General features: G+C 61.7%; 16 protein-coding genes. 15 read left to right on the forward strand and 1 reads right to left on the reverse strand.

The features are described 5' to 3' along the window. The 6 genes from HX783_RS11870 (at position 1) to HX783_RS11895 (ending at position 5063) form a co-directional block, all read left to right on the forward strand. Positions 1 to 300: a YciI family protein gene (locus HX783_RS11870; RefSeq protein ID WP_177016998.1), complete on the forward strand. Its 300-nt coding sequence runs from the start codon at positions 1 to 3 to the stop codon at positions 298 to 300. Positions 301 to 420: 120 nt separating this feature from the next. Further along, positions 421 to 828 (forward strand): translation initiation factor 2, encoded by a 408-nt coding sequence (locus HX783_RS11875; protein ID WP_159959414.1) that lies wholly within the window; start codon positions 421 to 423, stop codon positions 826 to 828. Positions 829 to 835: 7 nt separating this feature from the next. After that, positions 836 to 1513, forward strand: a complete 678-nt coding sequence (locus tag HX783_RS11880) for a response regulator transcription factor (RefSeq protein WP_119741452.1) — start codon at positions 836 to 838, stop codon at positions 1511 to 1513. A gap of 284 nt (positions 1514 to 1797) precedes the next feature. Then, on the forward strand, positions 1798 to 2262 hold the full coding sequence (locus tag HX783_RS11885) for an LTXXQ domain protein (protein ID WP_159959416.1): 465 nt from the start codon (positions 1798 to 1800) through the stop codon (positions 2260 to 2262). Positions 2263 to 2328: 66 nt separating this feature from the next. Beyond that, the gene (locus HX783_RS11890; protein ID WP_177016999.1) at positions 2329 to 3672 is read left to right on the forward strand and encodes a HAMP domain-containing sensor histidine kinase; all 1344 of its coding nucleotides are present in this window, start codon (positions 2329 to 2331) and stop codon (positions 3670 to 3672) included. Between the two features lie 41 nt (positions 3673 to 3713). After that, the gene (locus HX783_RS11895) at positions 3714 to 5063 is read left to right on the forward strand and encodes a CoA transferase (protein ID WP_177017000.1); all 1350 of its coding nucleotides are present in this window, start codon (positions 3714 to 3716) and stop codon (positions 5061 to 5063) included. 231 nt (positions 5064 to 5294) lie between these two features. On the opposite strand, the gene arcD (HX783_RS11900) is transcribed toward HX783_RS11895, so the two are convergent. After that, positions 5295 to 6722 (reverse strand): arginine-ornithine antiporter, encoded by a 1428-nt coding sequence (gene arcD / locus HX783_RS11900; RefSeq protein WP_177017001.1) that lies wholly within the window; start codon positions 6720 to 6722, stop codon positions 5295 to 5297. Positions 6723 to 7168: 446 nt separating this feature from the next. Between arcD (HX783_RS11900) and arcD (HX783_RS11905) the strand changes: the two genes are divergently transcribed. The 9 genes from arcD (HX783_RS11905) to HX783_RS11945 all read left to right on the forward strand — a co-directional run bounded on the left by arcD (HX783_RS11905) (position 7169) and on the right by HX783_RS11945 (position 19267). Then, positions 7169 to 8596: an arginine-ornithine antiporter gene (gene arcD / locus HX783_RS11905; protein WP_177017002.1), complete on the forward strand. Its 1428-nt coding sequence runs from the start codon at positions 7169 to 7171 to the stop codon at positions 8594 to 8596. Positions 8597 to 8636: 40 nt separating this feature from the next. Beyond that, a complete protein-coding gene (arcA, locus tag HX783_RS11910) occupies positions 8637 to 9893 on the forward strand; it encodes an arginine deiminase (protein ID WP_177017003.1) in 1257 nt (418 codons plus the stop codon). A gap of 12 nt (positions 9894 to 9905) precedes the next feature. Further along, positions 9906 to 10916, forward strand: coding sequence for an ornithine carbamoyltransferase (locus HX783_RS11915; RefSeq protein WP_027605559.1), 1011 nt, complete (start codon positions 9906 to 9908; stop codon positions 10914 to 10916). A gap of 138 nt (positions 10917 to 11054) precedes the next feature. Then, on the forward strand, positions 11055 to 11984 hold the full coding sequence (gene arcC, locus HX783_RS11920; RefSeq protein WP_159959428.1) for a carbamate kinase: 930 nt from the start codon (positions 11055 to 11057) through the stop codon (positions 11982 to 11984). A gap of 18 nt (positions 11985 to 12002) precedes the next feature. Further along, the gene (locus HX783_RS11925) at positions 12003 to 12365 is read left to right on the forward strand and encodes a DUF5064 family protein (protein ID WP_159959430.1); all 363 of its coding nucleotides are present in this window, start codon (positions 12003 to 12005) and stop codon (positions 12363 to 12365) included. A 199-nt stretch (positions 12366 to 12564) separates the two neighbouring features. After that, the gene (locus HX783_RS11930) at positions 12565 to 14073 is read left to right on the forward strand and encodes a sigma-54-dependent transcriptional regulator (protein WP_177017004.1); all 1509 of its coding nucleotides are present in this window, start codon (positions 12565 to 12567) and stop codon (positions 14071 to 14073) included. A 421-nt stretch (positions 14074 to 14494) separates the two neighbouring features. Next, complete coding sequence (gene gcvH, locus HX783_RS11935) at positions 14495 to 14878, forward strand: glycine cleavage system protein GcvH (protein WP_177017005.1); 384 nt, start codon at positions 14495 to 14497, stop codon at positions 14876 to 14878. 10 nt (positions 14879 to 14888) lie between these two features. Beyond that, positions 14889 to 17726: an aminomethyl-transferring glycine dehydrogenase gene (gcvP, locus tag HX783_RS11940; protein ID WP_177017006.1), complete on the forward strand. Its 2838-nt coding sequence runs from the start codon at positions 14889 to 14891 to the stop codon at positions 17724 to 17726. Positions 17727 to 17890: 164 nt separating this feature from the next. After that, positions 17891 to 19267: an L-serine ammonia-lyase gene (locus tag HX783_RS11945; RefSeq protein WP_177017007.1), complete on the forward strand. Its 1377-nt coding sequence runs from the start codon at positions 17891 to 17893 to the stop codon at positions 19265 to 19267. The last annotated feature ends 34 nt before the right edge of the window (positions 19268 to 19301 follow it).

Genomic DNA, 19301 nt, shown 5'->3' on the forward strand with positions numbered 1-19301 from the left:
ATGCTCTACGCCATCATTGCTACCGACGTTGCCAACTCGCTGGAAAAACGCTTGAGCGTGCGCCCGGCGCACCTCGAACGCCTGAAAGTGCTGCAAGCCGAAGGCCGCCTCGTACTGGCGGGCCCGCACCCGGCGGTCGACAGCAATGACCCGGGCGCGGCGGGTTTTACCGGCAGCCTGATCGTTGCCGAGTTCGCCTCGCTGGCGGATGCCCAGGCCTGGGCCAAGGCCGATCCGTATATCGCGGCGGGCGTCTACGCCGATGTGGTGATCAAGCCGTTCAAGCAAGTCCTGCCTTGAACGCGCTTTCTTTAATAAAGCCGCGCCGAACCTAATCGGTCCGGCGCGCTCCTAATTGCTCATTATTCTCGGTAACCTGCCGACAACGTTCTGAATATTCGTGTGGAATCAGGAGTTCCGATGCGCTTACGTCAGTTGTGTCTGTTGGCAGTGTTAACGATCGGGGCTGCGGCCCACGCTGAAGAAACCTCGAACACCGGCAGTTCCACGCCTCTGTCCTTGAGTGCCGGCAGCCAGATCACCGAATTGCAGCAGCGCTTGAAAGAAAGCGAACGCCTGCGTGAAGAACTGAGCAAGCAACTGCAAACCGCAGACGCTGCCCGCGAAAGCGCCCAACTGAGTCGCTTGCGCCAAGAGAACCAACGCCTCACCCAGCAACTCAAAGAAACACAGGGCGGCGCCTTGACCCGCTGGCTGACCGAGCAACAGCAATGGTTTGTCACCGGTGGCGCCGTTGCACTGATCGCGTTGCTGTGCGGAATCTTCGCCAGCGGTGGGCACCGTCGCCGTCGACAATGGCTAAATTGAGTGAGTCATGAGCGAGCTGTTACTGATAGATGATGACCAGGAGCTCTGTGAGCTGCTGACCAGTTGGCTAAGCCAGGAAGGTTTCCAGGTGCGCGCCTGCCACGATGGCTTGAGCGCGCGCAAAGCCTTGGCCGACAGCGCCCCGGCGGCCGTGGTACTCGACGTGATGCTGCCCGACGGCAGTGGCCTGGAGTTGCTCAAGCAATTGCGCAACGACCACCCGGAACTGCCGGTGCTGATGCTCTCTGCCCGTGGCGAGCCACTGGATCGCATCCTCGGCCTGGAACTGGGCGCCGACGATTACCTGGCCAAGCCCTGCGACCCACGCGAGCTGACGGCGCGGCTGCGCGCCGTATTGCGCCGCAGCCACCCGGCTGCCGTGTCGACGCAGTTGGAGCTGGGTGACCTGTGCTTCAGCCCGGTGCGTGGCGTGGTGACGATCGATGAACAGGAATTCGCCCTCACCGTCTCCGAAAGCCGCCTGCTCGAAGCCTTGCTGCGCCAGCCCGGCGAGCCGCTGGACAAGCAGGAACTGGCGCAGATCGCCCTGGGCCGCAAACTGACACTCTATGACCGCAGCCTGGACATGCACGTCAGCAACCTGCGCAAGAAAATCGGCCCACACCCGGATGGCCGGCCACGGATCGTGGCGTTGCGCAGTCGCGGCTACTACTACAGCCTTTAAGCTGCTTAAAGAGGGTTCCCACGCTCCGCGTGGGAACGCCGCCTGGGACGCTCCGCGTTCCGTAGCGCACGGGTGACGCAGAGCGTCACGGTATGCGTTACCACGCGGAGCGTGGGAACGATCACCGGAGCGTGGGAACGATCAACTCACCCGCCTTGAAAGTTTTGTCAGCGCCCACCAAAAACCTCTTTACCCAAGCTTTACCCACACCTGACCGCCGCTGACCTTGATCTCCGTAATCTACTCACATCCGGACTCACCGGAATAGAGACAGGAGAATCACCATGCGCAAGACCCTTATCGCTTTGATGTTCGCCGCTGCCCTGCCCACCGTTGCCATGGCCGCTGCGCCAGAAGGCCCAGGCCCGATGGGCGGCCCTGAAGGCCACATGATGGGTGGCCCGGGCCACGGTGGTGAACACGGTCCGCGTGGCAAAGGCGGCCCATTCAGCCAGCTCGACCTGAGCCGCGAACAACGCGAGCAAATCGGCAAGCTGATGGGCGAACAATGGCACGGTCGCAAAGAGATCGTGCGCAAGTACCTGGACAAACTGCCCGCCGCTGACCAGCAAGCCATGAAGAACGAAATGGCTGCCGCCAAGCAGAAAACCCAGGCTGACATCCGTGCCGTGCTGAAACCCGATCAACAGAAGAAATTCGACGAGATCGTCAAGAAACAAGCCGAGCGCCGTGCCGAGTGGAAGGAATTCCAGGCCTGGAAAGCCCAACAGCCGCAAAAAGCGCAATAATGCGTTAGCTTCACTCCCCAGCCCAGTGGCTTACGCCGCTGGGCTTTTCCTGCTTGAGGGTTTCCTGTGCGTTCATTGTTCTGGCGCATCCTGGCCAGTTTCTGGCTGGCCATCGCTCTGGTTGCCGGGTTGTCGATCCTGCTGGGGCATATGCTCAACCAGGACGCCTGGATTCTCAGCCGCCACCCTGGTCTCAACAACCTGGCGCAGGAGTGGACGCAACTCTACGAAGCCCAGGGCGAGGACGCTGCCCAGGATTTGCTGCAACAACGCAAGCGCCAGTACCACATCGACGTGCAAGTGCTGAATGAAAGCGGCGATCCGGTGGTGCGCGGCACCTTCCCACGGCGTGCGGCGGCGTTTGAGGCCCGGCAGAATGACAGCCAGGACAGCCACCTGCCCTGGCGCCGCCTGACCGCTGAGTACACCAGCGAAAAAACCGGTGACACTTACCTGCTGATCTACCGCATCCCGCACCCGGAACTGGACGAATGGCACCGCAGCAGCCTGACGTGGCCGTTGAGCGCGCTGGCGATTGCGCTGGTGGTGTTGACGCTGTTCAGCCTGCTGGTGACGCTGTCCATCACCCGCCCGCTCAGCCGCCTGCGCGGCGCGGTGCATGACCTCGGCCAGGCCACCTACCAGCAAAACAGCCTGGCGAAGTTGGCCAACCGGCGCGATGAGTTCGGCGTGCTGGCCACTGATTTCAACCGCATGGGCGCGCGCCTGCAAAGCCTGATCGGCAGCCAGCGCCAGTTGCTGCGCGACGTGTCCCACGAGTTACGCTCGCCGCTCGCCCGGCTGCGCATTGCCCTGGCCCTGGCCGAACGCGCCAGCCCCGAAGAGCGCGAACGACTCTGGCCACGCCTGACCCGCGAGTGCGACCGCCTGGAAGCGCTGATCAGCGAAATCCTGGTGTTGGCCCGCGTCGATGCCGACAACGCCAGCGCCGAAGACATCGACCTCAACCCGCTGCTCAAGACCCTGCAAAAAGACGCCCAGCTCAGCGCGCCGGAGCAGGTGGTGCAACTGAACGCCGAGGCCGACCTGCACCTCAAGGGCTGGCCAACCATGATCGAGCGCGCAGTGGATAACCTGCTGCGCAATGCCCAGCGCTTTAACCCGCCGGGGCAGCCGATTGAAATGCACGCCCATCGCGCGGGTGAAAGAATCTTCATCAGCGTGCGTGACCACGGCCCAGGCGTTGACGCCGAACACCTGAGCCAACTGGGTGAGCCGTTTTACCGCGCCCCCGGGCAAACCGCCCAGGGCCACGGTTTGGGCCTGGCCATCGCGCGGCGCGCCGCCGAACGCCATGGCGGCAGCCTGATCCTGGCGAACCATGCCGAGGGTGGGTTTATCGCCAGCATCGACTTGCCGTTGGAGCCGGGAGTTGTCACACCGGTGTGATGATCTTCTATAGTGGCCCTTCTCTAAACGGAGGGCCTTTGATGACTGACCTGCTGACACCCATCCAAGCCGCACTCGATCTACCGCACACCGCGCTGACCTTCAGCGAAGCTGGCGCCCTGCCCTCGACCTTTGCCGTGACCGAACTGGCCAGCGCCAGCCTCGGTGCCGCCGGCCAAGCCGTCGCTCAACTGATCCAGCAACAGACCGGGCGCTTGCCCAGCGTCAGTGTCGACCGGCGCCTGGCCTCGTTCTGGTTTTCGTCCTCGCTGCGCCCGGTAGGCTGGCAAACGCCGCCGCTGTGGGACCCGGTAGCCGGCGACTACGCCTGCGCCGATGGCTGGATTCGCCTGCACACCAATGCGCCACACCACCGTGCCGCCGCCGAGCGGGTGCTGGGCAAGGTCAATGACCGCGCCGAGATGGCCAGCAAAGTCGCGGCCTGGAATGCTGCCGAACTGGAGCAGGCGATTGTCGATGCCGGTGGCTGCGCGGCGCAGATGCGTTCGTGGCAAGCCTGGCAAACCCACCCTCAAGGGCTGGCGGTGAACGCAGAGGCATTGGTGCAGCGTGAGACCTTCGACACCACCCCCGACAAACCCTGGCTTGGCTCGGTGGCGCGGCCACTGGCCGGCATCAAGGTGCTGGACCTGACACGCGTATTGGCCGGTCCCGTGGCCAGTCGTTTTCTCGCCGGGCTCGGCGCCAATGTGCTGCGCATCGACTCACCGAGCTGGAACGAACCCGGCGTAGTGCCGGAAATGACCTTGGGCAAACGCTGCGCGCGTCTCGACCTGAAAAGCCCCGAGGGCCGAGAGGTGTTTGAAAGCCTGCTCAAGGACGCCGACATTCTGTTTCACGGCTACCGCGCCGACGCCCTTGAACAACTGGGCTACACCGCCACGCAGCTGCAAACCCTCGCCCCCGGCCTGATCGACGTGAGCCTCAATGCCTACGGCTGGAGCGGCCCGTGGCGTAACCGCCGCGGCTTCGACAGCCTGGTGCAGATGAGCAGCGGGATAGCCGACGCGGGCATGGCCTGGAAGCAGTCGGATAAACCGGTGCCGCTGCCGCTGCAGGCGCTGGATCACGCCACCGGGTATTTGATGGCGGCCAGCGCGCTTCAGGCATTGAGCGAACGCTTGAAATCCGGGCGCGGCGGGTCGGCGCGGTTATCGTTGGCGCGTACGGCAAAGTTGTTGGTGGAGGCCGGGCAAGTGCCGGAGCAGCCAGCGTTGCGGGCCGAGGAGCCGGGCGATCAGGGCTTGGTGGTGGAGCACACGGCCTGGGGCCAGGCCCATCGCCTGCTGGCGCCGGTGAGCATCAGCGGTACGCCGTTGCAGTGGGATTTGCCGGCGGGGGAATTGGGCTCACATCGGGCTCAGTGGTGACCTGAAAACCGCTTTCGCGAGCAAGCCCGCTCCCACATTTGACCGAGTATCTCCTCTGAAACGCGGTCAAATGTGGGAGCGGGCTTGCTCGCGAAGAGGCCCTCCCAGACGCCACTAATCCACCCGGCAACGACGTCCACAAATGCTGCGCCGCATACGCCCTCAACGGCTGCCGCGCCGCTAAAAAGCCCAGCATCGCCGCCCAGTCATAGGGCGGCTGATACACCTATCTCACAACGACAACACCCCGCTATACAACCCATACGCCGCCAGCCCCGCGCCTGCGACCACGCAACTGAAAATGCCTTTTTCCAGGTGGGTAAACAACGGCTGGCCTTGCTCGCGTTTAGCCAGGGCAAACAGGATCACGCCCGGCGCATACAGCAGCGCCGAGAGCAGCAGGTATTTCAAACCGCCGGCGTACAGCAGCCAAACGGCGTAGCCAAGCGCAACCAAGCCGACCAGTAAATCCTTGTAGCGTTGGCGCTGGGCGCCGTCATAGGTTTCGCCGCGACCGCTGAGCAGCACCGCATACGCCGCCGACCACAAGTACGGCACCAGAATCATCGACGAGGCCAGGTAGATCAGCGTGGTGTAGGTGCTGTGGGAAAACAGCGTGATCACCAGAAAGATCTGGATCATGACATTGGTCAGCCACAGCGCATTGACCGGCACGCGGTTGGCGTTTTCCTTTTTCAGAAAGGCCGGCATGGTCTTGTCATGGGCGGTGGCGTAGAGAATTTCCGCACACAGCAGCGCCCAGGACAGCAAGGCGCCGAGCAACGACACTGCCAGGCCAATGCTGATCGCCATCGCGCCCCAAGGCCCGACGATATGCTCCAGTACGCCGGCCAGTGACGGGTTTTGCAATTGCGCCAGTTCCGGCTGGCTCATGATCCCCAGCGACAACACATTCACCAGCACCAGCAGCGCCAGCACACCGAGAAAGCCGATCACCGTGGCGCGGCCGACGTCCGAGCGTTTCTCGGCGCGCGCCGAATACACGCTGGCGCCTTCAATGCCGATAAACACGAACACGGTGACCAGCATCATGTTGCGCACCTGATCGACCACACTGCCGAATTGCGGGTTGCCCAGGCCCCAGATATCGCGGGTGAAGATATCCGCCTTGAACGCGACGGCGGCGATCACGATAAACATCAGCAACGGCACGATCTTCGCCACGGTGGTGATCTGGTTGATGAACGCCGCCTCCTTGATCCCGCGCAGCACCAGAAAATGCACGGCCCACAACAACAGCGACGCGCAGCCGATGGCCACCGGCGTGTTGCCCTGGCCGAACACTGGGAAGAAGTAGCCGAGGGTGCTGAACAGCAACACGAAGTAACCCACGTTGCCCATCCAGGCACTGATCCAGTAACCCCACGCAGACGAGAAGCCCATGTAATCGCCGAAACCGGCCTTGGCGTAGGCATACACCCCGGAATCCAGCTCGGGTTTGCGGTTGGCCAGGGTCTGGAACACGAACGCCAAGGTCAGCATGCCGACGGCGGTGATGGCCCAGCCGATCAATATCGCGCCCACTTCGGCACGTGCGGCCATGTTCTGCGGCAAGGAGAAAATCCCCCCGCCGATCATCGAGCCCACCACCAGCGCGATCAGCGCGCTGAGCTTGAGTTTTTGGGCCGGTTGGGACATGAAGACTCCTGATAAAAATAGTTTGAGCTGACAACCGTGCACTCCACTAATTAATTCAGCGAGTGTAGCGTTTATTAAAGACAGCGATAAAACCCTCACGCTCAATAACGTAAGGGCATGACGTTTTATAAAGTTTAGATTTATTTAAAATTTAAAGGCGGCAGGCACTCTGCCACCTTCTAGCTATTTGGCAATTAGGCCCGAAATAGTTTGCACATTCAGCAAAAAGGGCTAGTTTCAAAAGTCCACTCAAACGCACTAAATGATTATCCACAACGCAGAGCCGCTCTGGGACGCGACTTTGCGAGGATCAGTATCGCCCGCGAATCTTACCCCTAAGTCATTAATTCACAATGGAATGTGCCAATGAAGTGATCTGAGTCAGCTGTTTGATTAGCGCACAGACTTATTCTGTGGTCTCTCTTCTCCTGCATTGGAGTCATGCAATGTCTGAATCTCCCGGAAAACTTCGATTAGGCGCGCTGGTTGCACTGGTCGTGGGCTCAATGATTGGCGGCGGGATCTTCTCACTGCCGCAAAACATGGCCGCCAGCGCCGATGTGGGTGCGGTGTTGATCGGTTGGGTGATTACCGCCATCGGCATGCTGACCCTCGCCTTCGTGTTCCAGACCCTGGCCAACCGCAAGCCTGATCTCGACGGTGGCGTGTACGCCTACGCCAAGGCGGGGTTCGGCGACTACATGGGTTTCTCGTCGGCCTGGGGCTACTGGATCAGCGCCTGGCTGGGCAACGTCGGTTATTTCGTGTTGCTGTTCAGCACCCTCGGTTACTTCTTTCCGGTTTTCGGCGAAGGCAACACGCCGGCGGCGGTGATTGGCGCGTCGGTACTGCTGTGGGCCGTGCACTTTCTGGTGCTGCGCGGGATCAAGGAAGCGGCGTTCATCAACCTAGTGACCACCGTCGCCAAAGTCGTGCCGCTGGTGCTGTTCGTGTTGATCGCACTGTTCGCGTTCAAGCTGGACATCTTCACCGCTGACATCTGGGGCGTGAAAAACCCGGACCTGGGCAGTGTGATGAACCAGGTGCGCAAGATGATGCTGGTCACCGTTTGGGTGTTCATCGGTATCGAAGGCGCGAGCATCTTCTCCTCCCGCGCAGAAAAACGCTCCGATGTCGGCAAGGCCACGGTGATTGGCTTTATCACCGTGCTGCTGTTCCTGATGCTAGTGAACGTGCTGTCGTTGGGGATCATGACCCAGCCGGAACTGGCCAAGTTGCAGAACCCGTCGATGGCCGCCGTGCTTGAGCATGTGGTCGGCCACTGGGGCGCGGTGCTGATCAGCGTCGGCTTGATCATTTCGCTGCTGGGCGCGCTGTTGTCATGGGTGCTGCTGTGTGCGGAGATCATGTTCGCCGCCGCCAAAGACCACACCATGCCGGAGTTTCTGCGCCGCGAGAACGCCAACCATGTGCCGGCCAACGCCCTGTGGCTGACCAACGCCATGGTGCAGATTTTCCTGGTGATCACGCTGTTCTCCGCCAGCACTTACCTGTCGCTGATCTACCTCGCCACCTCGATGATCCTGGTGCCTTACCTGTGGTCGGCGGCTTACGCGTTGCTGCTGGCGGTGCGCGGCGATACCTACGAAAACGCCCTGCGCGAGCGCAAGAAAGACCTGTTCATCGGCGCCATCGCGCTGATCTATGCGGTCTGGCTGCTCTACGCCGGCGGCGTCAAATACCTGCTGCTCTCTGCCCTGCTGTATGCGCCTGGCGTGATCCTGTTCGCCAAGGCCAAGCATGAACTGGGCAAACCAATTTTCACCAACGTCGAGAAGCTGATTTTTGCCGCAGTCGTCATTGGCGCCCTGGTGGCTGCCTATGGCCTCTACGACGGCTTCTTGACTCTGTAGTTCTTATCTAAAGAAAGCTTTGTTCACTGGAGGATCTGTAATGACCACGGAAAAAGTGAAGTACGGCGTACATTCCGAAGCCGGCAAACTGCGCAAAGTCATGGTGTGCTCCCCAGGTTTGGCCCACCAGCGGCTGACCCCCAACAACTGCGATGAACTGCTGTTCGATGACGTGCTGTGGGTGGCCCAGGCCAAGCGCGACCATTTCGACTTCGTCACCAAAATGCGCGAGCGGGACATTGATGTGCTGGAAATGCACAACCTGCTGACCGACATCGTCGCCATCCCCGAAGCGCTGGACTGGATCCTGGAGCGCAAGATCACCGCCAATACGGTGGGCCTGGGCCTGGTCGACGAAGTCGGCTCGTGGCTGCGCAGCCTGGAGCCGCGCAAAATCAGCGAGTTCCTGATTGGCGGCGTGTCGGCCGATGACCTGCCGGGCAGCTTTGGCGGCAAGACTATCGAGATGTTCCGCGACTTCCTCGGCCACGCAAGCTTCATTCTGCCGCCGCTGCCCAACACCCAATTCACCCGCGACACCACCTGCTGGATCTACGGCGGTGTGACGCTCAACCCGATGTACTGGCCGGCGCGACGCCAGGAAACCCTGCTGGCCTCGGCCATCTATAAATTCCACCCTGAGTTCACCAACGCCGACTTCCAGATCTGGTACGGCGACCCCGACCAGGAACACGGCGCCGCCACGCTGGAAGGCGGCGACGTGATGCCGATTGGCAATGGCGTGGTACTGATCGGCATGGGCGAGCGCTCGTCCCACCAGGCGATCGGCCAACTGGCGCGCAACCTGTTCAAGAACAAAGCCGTGGAACGCGTGATCGTTGCCGGCCTGCCAAAATCCCGCGCAGCGATGCACCTGGACACGGTGTTCAGCTTCTGCGACCGCGACCTGGTCACCATCTTCCCCGAAGTGGTCAACCAGATCGTGCCCTTCACCCTGCGCCCGGATGAAAGCAAGCCGCACGGCATCGACATACAACGGGAGAAAACCAACTTCCTCGAAACCGTCGCCGCCGCCCTCAACCTCAAGGCCCTGCGTGTGGTGGAAACCGGCGGCAACAGCTTCGCCGCCGAACGCGAGCAGTGGGATGACGGCAACAACGTGGTGGCCGTGGAGCCTGGCGTGGTGATCGGTTACGACCGCAACACCTACACCAACACGTTGCTGCGCAAGGCCGGTGTGGAAGTCATCACCATCAGCGCCGGTGAACTCGGCCGTGGCCGTGGCGGCGGCCACTGCATGACCTGCCCGATCATCCGCGACCCAATCGACTACTAAGGAGATTCCATCATGGCTTTCAACATGCGCAACCGCAGCCTGCTGTCGCTGATGCACCACACCACGCGCGAGCTGCATTACCTGCTGGACCTGTCCCGCGACCTCAAACGCGCCAAATACACCGGCACCGAGCGTCCGCACCTGCAAGGCAAGAACATCGCGCTGATCTTCGAAAAAACCTCGACCCGCACCCGTTGCGCGTTCGAAGTGGCGGCCCATGACCAGGGCGCCCACGTCACCTACATCGACCCGGTGTCGTCGCAGATCGGCCACAAAGAAAGCATGAAAGACACCGCCCGCGTCCTGGGCCGTATGTTCGATGCCATCGAGTACCGTGGCTTTGAACAGGAAATCGTCGAAGAGCTGGCCAAGTTTGCCGGCGTGCCGGTGTTCAACGGCCTCACCGCCGAATTCCACCCCACCCAAATGATCGCCGACACCCTGACCATGCGCGAGCACAGCGACAAGCCGCTGCATGACATCAGCTACGCCTACCTGGGCGACGCGCGTTACAACATGGGCAACTCGCTGCTGATGATCGGCGCCAAGCTGGGCATGGACGTGCGCATCGGCGCGCCAAAAGCGCTGTGGCCACACGAGGATTTCATCAAGCAGTGCCAGGCGTTTGCCGAAGAGAGCGGCGCGCGTATCACCATCACCGAAGACCCGAAAGAAGCAGTGAAAGGCGTGGACTTCATCCACACCGATATCTGGGTGTCGATGGGCGAGCCGGTGGAAGCGTGGGACGAGCGTATCGAGCAACTGCTGCCGTACCAGGTCAACGCCAAGATGATGAAGGCCTCGGGCAACCCTCGGGTGAAGTTCATGCACTGCCTGCCGGCGTTCCATAACAGCGAAACCAAGGTCGGCAAGGACATCGCTGCACGCTACCCGAACCTGGCCAATGGCGTGGAAGTGACCGAAGAGGTGTTCGAGTCGCCAGCCAACATCGCGTTTGAGCAGGCGGAAAACCGCATGCATACCATCAAGGCGATTCTGGTGTCGGCGTTGGCGGATATCTAACCCTCACGCTGATCGTTCCCACGCTCTGCGTGGGAACGCAGCCCGTGACGCTCCGCGTCACAAGAGCGGACGCAGAGCGTCCAGTGAGGCATTCCCACGCAGAGCGTGGGAACGATCAACTTCAGAAGGACATTCATTATGCGCATCGTCGTAGCCCTGGGCGGCAACGCCCTGCTCCGCCGTGGTGAACCCATGACCGCGGACAACCAACGCGCCAATATCCGCATCGCCACCGAACAGATCGCCAAGATCCACCCCGGCAACGAGCTGGTGATTGCCCATGGCAATGGCCCGCAAGTCGGCCTGCTGTCGCTGCAGGCGGCGGCCTACACCAGCGTGTCGCCGTACCCGCTGGACGTGCTGGGCGCCGAAACCGAAGGCATGATCGGCTACATCATCGAGCAGGAACTGGGCAACCTGCTGGACTTCGAAGTGCCGTTTGCCACACTGCTGACCCAGGTCGAAGTGGACGCCAACGACCCGGCCTTCAAAAACCCGACCAAGCCCATCGGCCCGGTGTACGTCAAAGCCGAAGCCGAGAAACTCGCCGCCGAAAAAGGCTGGGCCATCGCCCCGGACGGCGACAAGTACCGCCGCGTGGTCGCCAGCCCGCGCCCCAAACGCATCTTTGAAATCCGCCCGATCAAGTGGCTGCTGGAAAAAAGCGCCATCGTCATCTGCGCCGGTGGTGGCGGCATCCCCACAATGTATGGCGAAGACGGCAAGCTGCGCGGCATTGAAGCGGTGATCGACAAAGACCTGTGCTCATCACTGTTGGCCGCGCAACTGGACGCCGATTTGCTGGTGATCGCCACCGACGTCAACGCGGCCTTTATCGACTTCGGCAAGCCGACCCAGAAGGCGATCGGCCAGGCTCACCCGGACGAAATGGAAAAGCTCGGCTTCGCCGCCGGTTCCATGGGCCCCAAGGTGCAAGCCGCCTGCGAGTTCGCCCGCCAGACTGGCAAAACCGCCGTCATCGGTTCACTCTCGGACATCGAAGCCATTGTCCAGGGCAGCGCCGGCACACGCATCAGCACGGCAACACCTGGCATCACCTACCTGTGAAGTAGAGGAGAAACGCCTATGGCCACCTTTGAACCCGGTCACCTGCACGTCGAACGTCACGCGCTCAACAAGGATGATTACAGCTACAACCTGTGCATCGACTACGAAGTCAGCCAGGACCCAAAGGAAGGCAAGGGAATGCTCTTCAAGCTGCACGGTTCGGTGCAGGGCAAGGACCTCAAGGAGGAATTCTTTTTGCCCAAGGACCAGGCTTTTGATTTCGCCCGGCATGCGATGAATATCGCGCAGAAATATGGCATGCCGAAGGTTGCGACGCTCAACGGCCAGATGCATAAGCAGTACGACTTGATGTTTGAGGATGTACGGCATCAGTTGGATGTGAAGGCGGGCGATCCGGTAAAGCCCGAGCACCTGGAATAACAAGTTTGCACTGACACAACACCATCAGTGTGGGAGCGGCGGTGCGACGATTCGACTTGCTCGCGAATGCGGTCTTTCAGTCAATAAATTAAGAGACTGGCACACCGCATTCGCGAGCAAGCCCGCTCCCACATTTTGATCTCCATCCGCTCCAAGGCATACTTGCGGCCTCTCGCTTTGCAGATTTGTCAGCCACCCCATGCGTATCCACGTCAGCTTCATCGACCGCGTCGGCATTACCCAGGAAGTCCTGGCCTTGCTCGGTGGGCGCAATCTCAACCTGGATGCGGTGGAGATGGTGCCGCCCAACGTCTACATCGACGCGCCGACCCTTAGCGCCGAGGTCCTCGAAGAACTGCGTGATGCGCTGTTCAGCGTGCACGGCGTGCAGGCGGTCACCGTGGTCGACATCCTTCCCGGCCAGCGCCGCCACTTGCAACTCGACGCCCTGCTGGCCGCGATGACCGACCCGGTATTGGCCCTGGACAGCGCCGGCAAGATCCTGCTGGCCAACCCGGCGTTGATCGCGCTGTACGGCCGCGAACCCGCGGGTGAAAGTATCAGCGAACTGTTCAATGACCCGGCGCTGCTGGAGACCTTGCTGGAGCATGGCTTTCGCCTGCCTTTGCGCGAAATCAGCGTCAACGGCCAGACCTTTTTGCTCGACGCCACGCCCATCACCGACGCCGGCGCCTTGCTGACGCTGTACCAGCCCAACCGCATCGGCGAGCAATTGTCGGCGCTGCACCATGACCATGCCGAAGGCTTTGATGCGCTGTTGGGCGAGTCCCCGGTGATCCGCACCCTCAAGGCGCGTGCACAGCGGGTGGCGGCACTGGATGCACCGTTACTGATCCAGGGCGAAACCGGCACCGGCAAAGAGTTGGTGGCGCGGGCCTGCCATGCGATCAGCGCGCGCCACAGTGCACCGTTTCTGGCGCTGAACTGCGCGGCGTTGCCGGAGAACCTCGCCGAGAGTGAACTGTTTGGTTATGCCCCCGGCGCCTTTACCGGTGCCCAGCGCGGCGGCAAGCCGGGGCTGATGGAGCTGGCCAACCAGGGCACGGTATTTCTTGATGAGATCGGCGAAATGTCGCCGTACTTGCAGGCCAAGCTGCTGCGCTTTCTGAATGACGGCAGCTTCCGCCGCGTGGGCGGCGACCGCGAAGTGAAGGTCAATGTGCGCATTCTCAGCGCCACCCACCGCGACCTGGAAAAAATGGTCAGCGAGGGTACTTTCCGCGAAGACCTGTTCTACCGCCTCAACGTGCTCAACGTTGAAGTCCCGCCGCTGCGTGAACGCGGCCAGGACATCCTGCTGCTGGCGCGCTACTTCATGCAGCAGGCCTGCGCGCAGATCCAGCGCCCGGTGTGCCGCCTGGCGCCCGGCACTTACCCGGCGCTGCTGGGCAACCGCTGGCCGGGCAATGTGCGCCAGCTGCAAAACGTGATCTTCCGCGCAGCCGCCATTTGCGAAAGCAGCTTGGTGGACATCGGCGACCTGGACATCGCCGGCACCTCGGTAGCGCGCCAGAGCGACGGCGAAGTCGACAGCCTGGAACAGGCGGTGGAAGACTTCGAGCGCAGCCTGCTGGAAAAGCTCTACGCCAGCTACCCCTCGACCCGCCAACTGGCGAGCCGCTTGCAGACTTCGCACACCGCGATTGCGCATCGGCTGCGCAAGTACGGCATTCCCAACAAGCCCTGACTGAATAAACGCGGTTCAAATGTGGGAGCTGGCTTGCCTGCGATACAGGCACCTCGGTCTTTCATCTAAACCAAGGTGATGCTATCGCAGGCAAGCCAGCTCCCACACAAGCCTACTCCCACATGGACGACACTCCAGATTTTGGTCTGAGAACGACATCCAGTGTACTGAAAGCGCTACAGCGTAACGATATCGCTACAACCCTGTATTTTGCGCGCCATGCAAGGCTTTGATCCACATAGGCTTTTTTTCACAGGCCCAGCTGTAGCGAAATCGCTACAGCAAAAACTTCCAGCGCCCTAACCAATTTTAATAACCTATTGATTTATAACGAATTAATAACGTTGGCCGCGATATTGCTAAGCAACTCCCCATTATTCCAATCCCGTCCACCAGACGAATCTGGCCTTGAGGAGTTTCCATGAGCGAGTTGCGTTTCACTGAAGATCACGAATGGCTGCGCGCCGAAGCCGATGGCAGCGTCACCGTGGGTATCACCGCTTTCGCGCAGAACGCGCTGGGTGATGTGGTTTTCGTGCAACTGCCGGAGTTGCAGTCCTACGCCAAGGGCGCAGAAGCCTCCACCGTTGAGTCGGTCAAGGCCGCGAGTGGCGTGTACATGCCGCTGGACGGCGAAGTTCTCGAAGTTAACGAAAAGCTCAGCGACAGCCCGGAGCTGGTCAACGAAGACCCGATGGGCGAAGGTTGGTTCTTCCGCTTTAAACCCGCCGATGCCAGCGCAGTGGCTAAGCTGTTGGATCAGGATGCGTACGACCGCCTGATCAAAGCCAACGCTGAAGCCTGAGGAGCGCGCCATGACCGTTAATCTCACTACCGCCAACGAATTCATCGCCCGCCATATCGGCCCACGCCAGGAAGACGAGCAGCAAATGCTCGCAAAGCTGGGCTTTGACTCGCTCGAAGCCCTGAGCGCCAGCGTGATCCCGGAAAGCATCAAGGGCACCAGCGTGCTCGGCCTGGAAGACGGCCTGAGCGAAGCCGAAGCCCTGGCCAAGATCAAGGCCATCGCCGGCAAGAACCAGCTGTTCAAGACCTACATCGGCCAGGGCTACTACAACTGCCATACGCCGTCGCCGATCCTGCGCAACCTGCTGGAAAACCCGGCCTGGTACACCGCCTATACCCCGTACCAGCCCGAGATTTCCCAAGGCCGCCTGGAAGCGCTGCTGAACTTCCAGACCCTGATCAGCGACCTCACCGGCTTGCCGATCGCCAACGCCTCCCTGCTCGACGAAGCCACCGCCGCCGCCGAAGCGATGACCTTCTGCAAGCGCCTGAGCAAAAACAAGGGCAGCAACGCCTTCTTCGCCTCGATCCACAGCCACCCGCAAACCCTCGACGTGCTGCGCACGCGTGCCGAGCCGCTGGGTATCGACGTAGTGGTGGGCGATGAGCGCGAACTGACCGACGTCAGCCCATTCTTCGGCGCCCTGCTGCAATACCCGGCCAGCAACGGTGACGTGTTTGATTACCGCGAACTGACCGAGCGCTTCCACGCCGCCAACGCCCTGGTCGCCGTGGCCGCTGACCTGCTGGCCCTGACCCTGCTGACGCCTCCGGGCGAGTTCGGCGCCGACGTGGCCATCGGCAGCGCGCAACGCTTCGGCGTGCCGCTGGGCTTTGGTGGCCCGCACGCGGCGTACTTCTCCACCAAGGATACGTTCAAGCGCGACATGCCGGGCCGTCTGGTCGGTGTGTCCGTCGACCGTTTCGGCAAGCCGGCCCTGCGCCTGGCCATGCAGACCCGCGAGCAACATATCCGCCGCGAGAAGGCCACCAGCAACATCTGCACCGCCCAAGTGCTGCTGGCCAACATCGCCAGCATGTACGCCGTGTACCACGGCCCGAAAGGCCTGACCCAGATCGCCAACCGTGTTCATCACCTGACCGCGATTCTCGCCAAAGGCCTCACCGCGTTGGGCCTGAAGGTCGAGCAGGAACACTTCTTCGACACCCTGACCCTCAACACCGGCGCCCAAACCGCCGCCCTGCACGACAAGGCCCGCGCCCAGCGCATCAACCTGCGTGTGGTGGATGCTGAGCGTCTAGGCCTGTCGGTCGACGAAACCACCACCCAGGCTGATATCGAAGCCTTGTGGTCAATTTTCGCCGACGGCAAGGCACTGCCTGCCTTCGCCGAGGCTGAAAGCACGCTGCCGGCCGCGCTGCTGCGCCAGTCGCCGATTCTCAGCCACCCGGTGTTCAACCGTTATCACTCCGAAACCGAGCTGATGCGCTACCTGCGCAAACTGGCCGACAAGGACCTGGCGCTGGACCGCACCATGATCCCGCTGGGCTCGTGCACCATGAAGCTCAACGCCGCCAGCGAAATGATCCCGGTGACCTGGGCCGAGTTCGGTGCCCTGCACCCGTTCGCCCCGGCCGCGCAAAGCGCCGGCTACCTTGAACTGACGTCCGACCTGGAAGCCATGCTCTGCGCGGCCACCGGTTATGACGCGATCTCGCTGCAACCGAACGCCGGTTCCCAGGGTGAGTACGCAGGCCTCTTGGCCATTCGTGCCTATCACCAGAGCCGTGGCGAAGAGCGCCGCGACATCTGCCTGATCCCGTCGTCGGCCCACGGCACCAACCCGGCGACCGCCAACATGGCCGGTATGCGCGTGGTCGTGACCGCCTGCGACGCACGCGGCAACGTCGACATCGAAGACCTGCGCGCCAAGGCCATCGAGCACCGCGAGCACCTCGCCGCGCTAATGATCACCTACCCGTCCACCCACGGCGTGTTCGAAGAAGGCATCCGCGAAATCTGCGGGATCATTCACGACAACGGCGGCCAGGTGTACATCGACGGCGCCAACATGAACGCGATGGTTGGCCTGTGCGCACCGGGCAAGTTCGGCGGCGACGTGTCCCACCTGAACCTGCACAAGACCTTTTGCATTCCCCACGGCGGCGGCGGCCCGGGCGTTGGCCCGATTGGCGTCAAGTCGCACCTCACGCCATTCCTGCCCGGCCACGCGGCCATGGAACGCAAGGAAGGCGCGGTATGCGCGGCGCCGTTCGGCAGCGCGAGCATCCTGCCGATCACCTGGATGTACATCAGCATGATGGGCGGCGCGGGCCTCAAGCGTGCTTCGCAGCTGGCGATCCTGAATGCCAACTACATTTCCCGTCGCCTTGAAGAGCACTACCCAGTGCTCTACACCGGCAGCAACGGCCTGGTGGCGCACGAATGCATCCTGGACCTGCGCCCACTGAAAGACAGCAGCGGCATCAGCGTCGACGACGTGGCCAAGCGCCTGATCGATTTTGGCTTCCACGCGCCGACCATGTCGTTCCCGGTGGCCGGCACGTTAATGATCGAGCCGACTGAAAGTGAATCCAAGGAAGAACTGGACCGCTTCTGTGACGCCATGATCGCCATCCGCGAAGAAATTCGTGCGGTGGAAAACGGCACCTTGGACAAGGACGACAACCCACTGAAAAACGCGCCGCACACCGCCGCTGAAATCGTCGGTGAATGGAGCCACCCGTACAGCCGTGAACAAGCGGTGTACCCGGTTGCGTCGCTGATCGAAGGCAAGTACTGGCCACCGGTTGGCCGGGTCGACAACGTGTTTGGCGATCGCAACCTGGTGTGTGCGTGCCCGTCGATCGAGAGCTACGCCTGATCTGACTGGAGGAACGCGGGCAAAAATGTGGGAGCGGGCTTGCTCGCGAATGCGGTGGTTCAGTCGCCAAATGCATCAACTGACACACCGCTTTCGCGAGCAAGCCCGCTCCCACATTTGAACCGAGCCAGTCTTCAAAAATAATAAGAAACCGGAGAACAACCATGTCCCTCAGCGTGTTCGACCTGTTCAAGATTGGCATCGGCCCCTCCAGCTCCCACACCGTTGGCCCGATGCGCGCTGCCGCCCGATTTGTCGAAGGCCTCAAGCGCGACAACCTGCTTGGCGCCACCACCGGCATCAAGGTGGAACTCTATGGCTCGCTGGGCGCCACCGGCAAAGGCCACGGCAGTGACAAGGCCGTGCTGCTGGGCCTGGAAGGCGAACACCCGGACACCGTGAATACCGAAACTGTCGCCGCACGCCTCGCGCAGATGCGCAGCGATGGTCGTTTGAACCTGCTCGGCGAACACAGCATTGCGTTCAACGAGAAAGAACACTTGGCGATGATTCGCAAACCCCTCGCCTACCATCCCAACGGCATGATTTTTCGTGCCTTCGACGCCGCCGGCATTCAGATTCGCAGCCGCGAGTACTACTCGGTCGGCGGCGGTTTTGTGGTGGATGAAGACGCGGCCGGCGCCGACCGGATTGTCGAAGACACCACGCCGCTGACCTTCCCTTTCAAACACGCCAAGGACTTGCTGGGCCATTGCGCCACCTACGGGCTGTCGATCAGCCAAGTGATGCTGACCAATGAAAGTGCCTGGCGCCCGGAGGCGGAAACTCGCGCCGGCTTGCTGAAGATCTGGCAAGTGATGCAAGACTGCGTGGACGCCGGTTGTCGCAACGAAGGGATTCTGCCCGGTGGCTTGAAGGTCAAGCGCCGCGCCGCTGCTTTGCATCGCCAGCTGTGCAAGAACCCCGAGTCAGCGCTGCGCGACCCGCTGTCGGTGCTCGACTGGGTCAACCTGTACGCGCTGGCCGTCAACGAAGAAAACGCCAACGGCGGGCGTGTAGTCACGGCGCCCACCAACGGTGCGGCCGGGATTGTGCCGGCGGTGCTGCATTACTACATGCGCTTTATCCCCGGCGCGAACGAAGACGGCGTGGTGCGCTTTCTGCTCACTGCCGCCGCCATCGGCATTTTATACAAGGAAAACGCCTCGATCTCCGGCGCTGAAGTCGGTTGCCAGGGCGAAGTCGGCGTGGCCTGTTCGATGGCGGCCGGTGCGTTGTGCGAGGTGTTGGGCGGCAGCGTGTCCCAAGTCGAAAACGCCGCCGAGATCGGCATGGAACACAACCTCGGTCTGACCTGCGACCCGATTGGCGGGTTGGTGCAGGTGCCGTGCATCGAGCGCAATGCGATGGGCTCGGTCAAGGCGATCAATGCGGTGCGCATGGCCTTGCGCGGCGATGGGCAACATTTTGTGTCCCTCGACAAAGTCATCCGCACCATGCGCCAGACCGGCGCCGACATGAAAAGCAAATACAAGGAAACCGCCCGTGGCGGTTTGGCGGTCAACATTATCGAGTGCTGACGCCTAACAGCGCGTCCGCACGTTTTTCAGGAGC

Source organism: Pseudomonas sp. D2002, assembly GCF_013385735.1.
Taxonomy (GTDB): domain Bacteria; phylum Pseudomonadota; class Gammaproteobacteria; order Pseudomonadales; family Pseudomonadaceae; genus Aquipseudomonas.

Coding starts and splice junctions, on each gene's coding strand:
- HX783_RS11870 (WP_177016998.1), top strand. CDS start 1: ATGCTCTACGCCATCATTGCTACCGACGTTGCCAACTCGCTGGAAAAA.
- HX783_RS11875 (WP_159959414.1), top strand. CDS start 421: ATGCGCTTACGTCAGTTGTGTCTGTTGGCAGTGTTAACGATCGGGGCT.
- HX783_RS11880 (WP_119741452.1), top strand. CDS start 836: ATGAGCGAGCTGTTACTGATAGATGATGACCAGGAGCTCTGTGAGCTG.
- HX783_RS11885 (WP_159959416.1), top strand. CDS start 1,798: ATGCGCAAGACCCTTATCGCTTTGATGTTCGCCGCTGCCCTGCCCACC.
- HX783_RS11895 (WP_177017000.1), top strand. CDS start 3,714: ATGACTGACCTGCTGACACCCATCCAAGCCGCACTCGATCTACCGCAC.
- arcD (WP_177017001.1), bottom strand. CDS start 6,722: ATGTCCCAACCGGCCCAAAAACTCAAGCTCAGCGCGCTGATCGCGCTG.
- arcD (WP_177017002.1), top strand. CDS start 7,169: ATGTCTGAATCTCCCGGAAAACTTCGATTAGGCGCGCTGGTTGCACTG.
- arcA (WP_177017003.1), top strand. CDS start 8,637: ATGACCACGGAAAAAGTGAAGTACGGCGTACATTCCGAAGCCGGCAAA.
- HX783_RS11915 (WP_027605559.1), top strand. CDS start 9,906: ATGGCTTTCAACATGCGCAACCGCAGCCTGCTGTCGCTGATGCACCAC.
- arcC (WP_159959428.1), top strand. CDS start 11,055: ATGCGCATCGTCGTAGCCCTGGGCGGCAACGCCCTGCTCCGCCGTGGT.
- HX783_RS11925 (WP_159959430.1), top strand. CDS start 12,003: ATGGCCACCTTTGAACCCGGTCACCTGCACGTCGAACGTCACGCGCTC.
- HX783_RS11930 (WP_177017004.1), top strand. CDS start 12,565: ATGCGTATCCACGTCAGCTTCATCGACCGCGTCGGCATTACCCAGGAA.
- gcvH (WP_177017005.1), top strand. CDS start 14,495: ATGAGCGAGTTGCGTTTCACTGAAGATCACGAATGGCTGCGCGCCGAA.
- gcvP (WP_177017006.1), top strand. CDS start 14,889: ATGACCGTTAATCTCACTACCGCCAACGAATTCATCGCCCGCCATATC.
- HX783_RS11945 (WP_177017007.1), top strand. CDS start 17,891: ATGTCCCTCAGCGTGTTCGACCTGTTCAAGATTGGCATCGGCCCCTCC.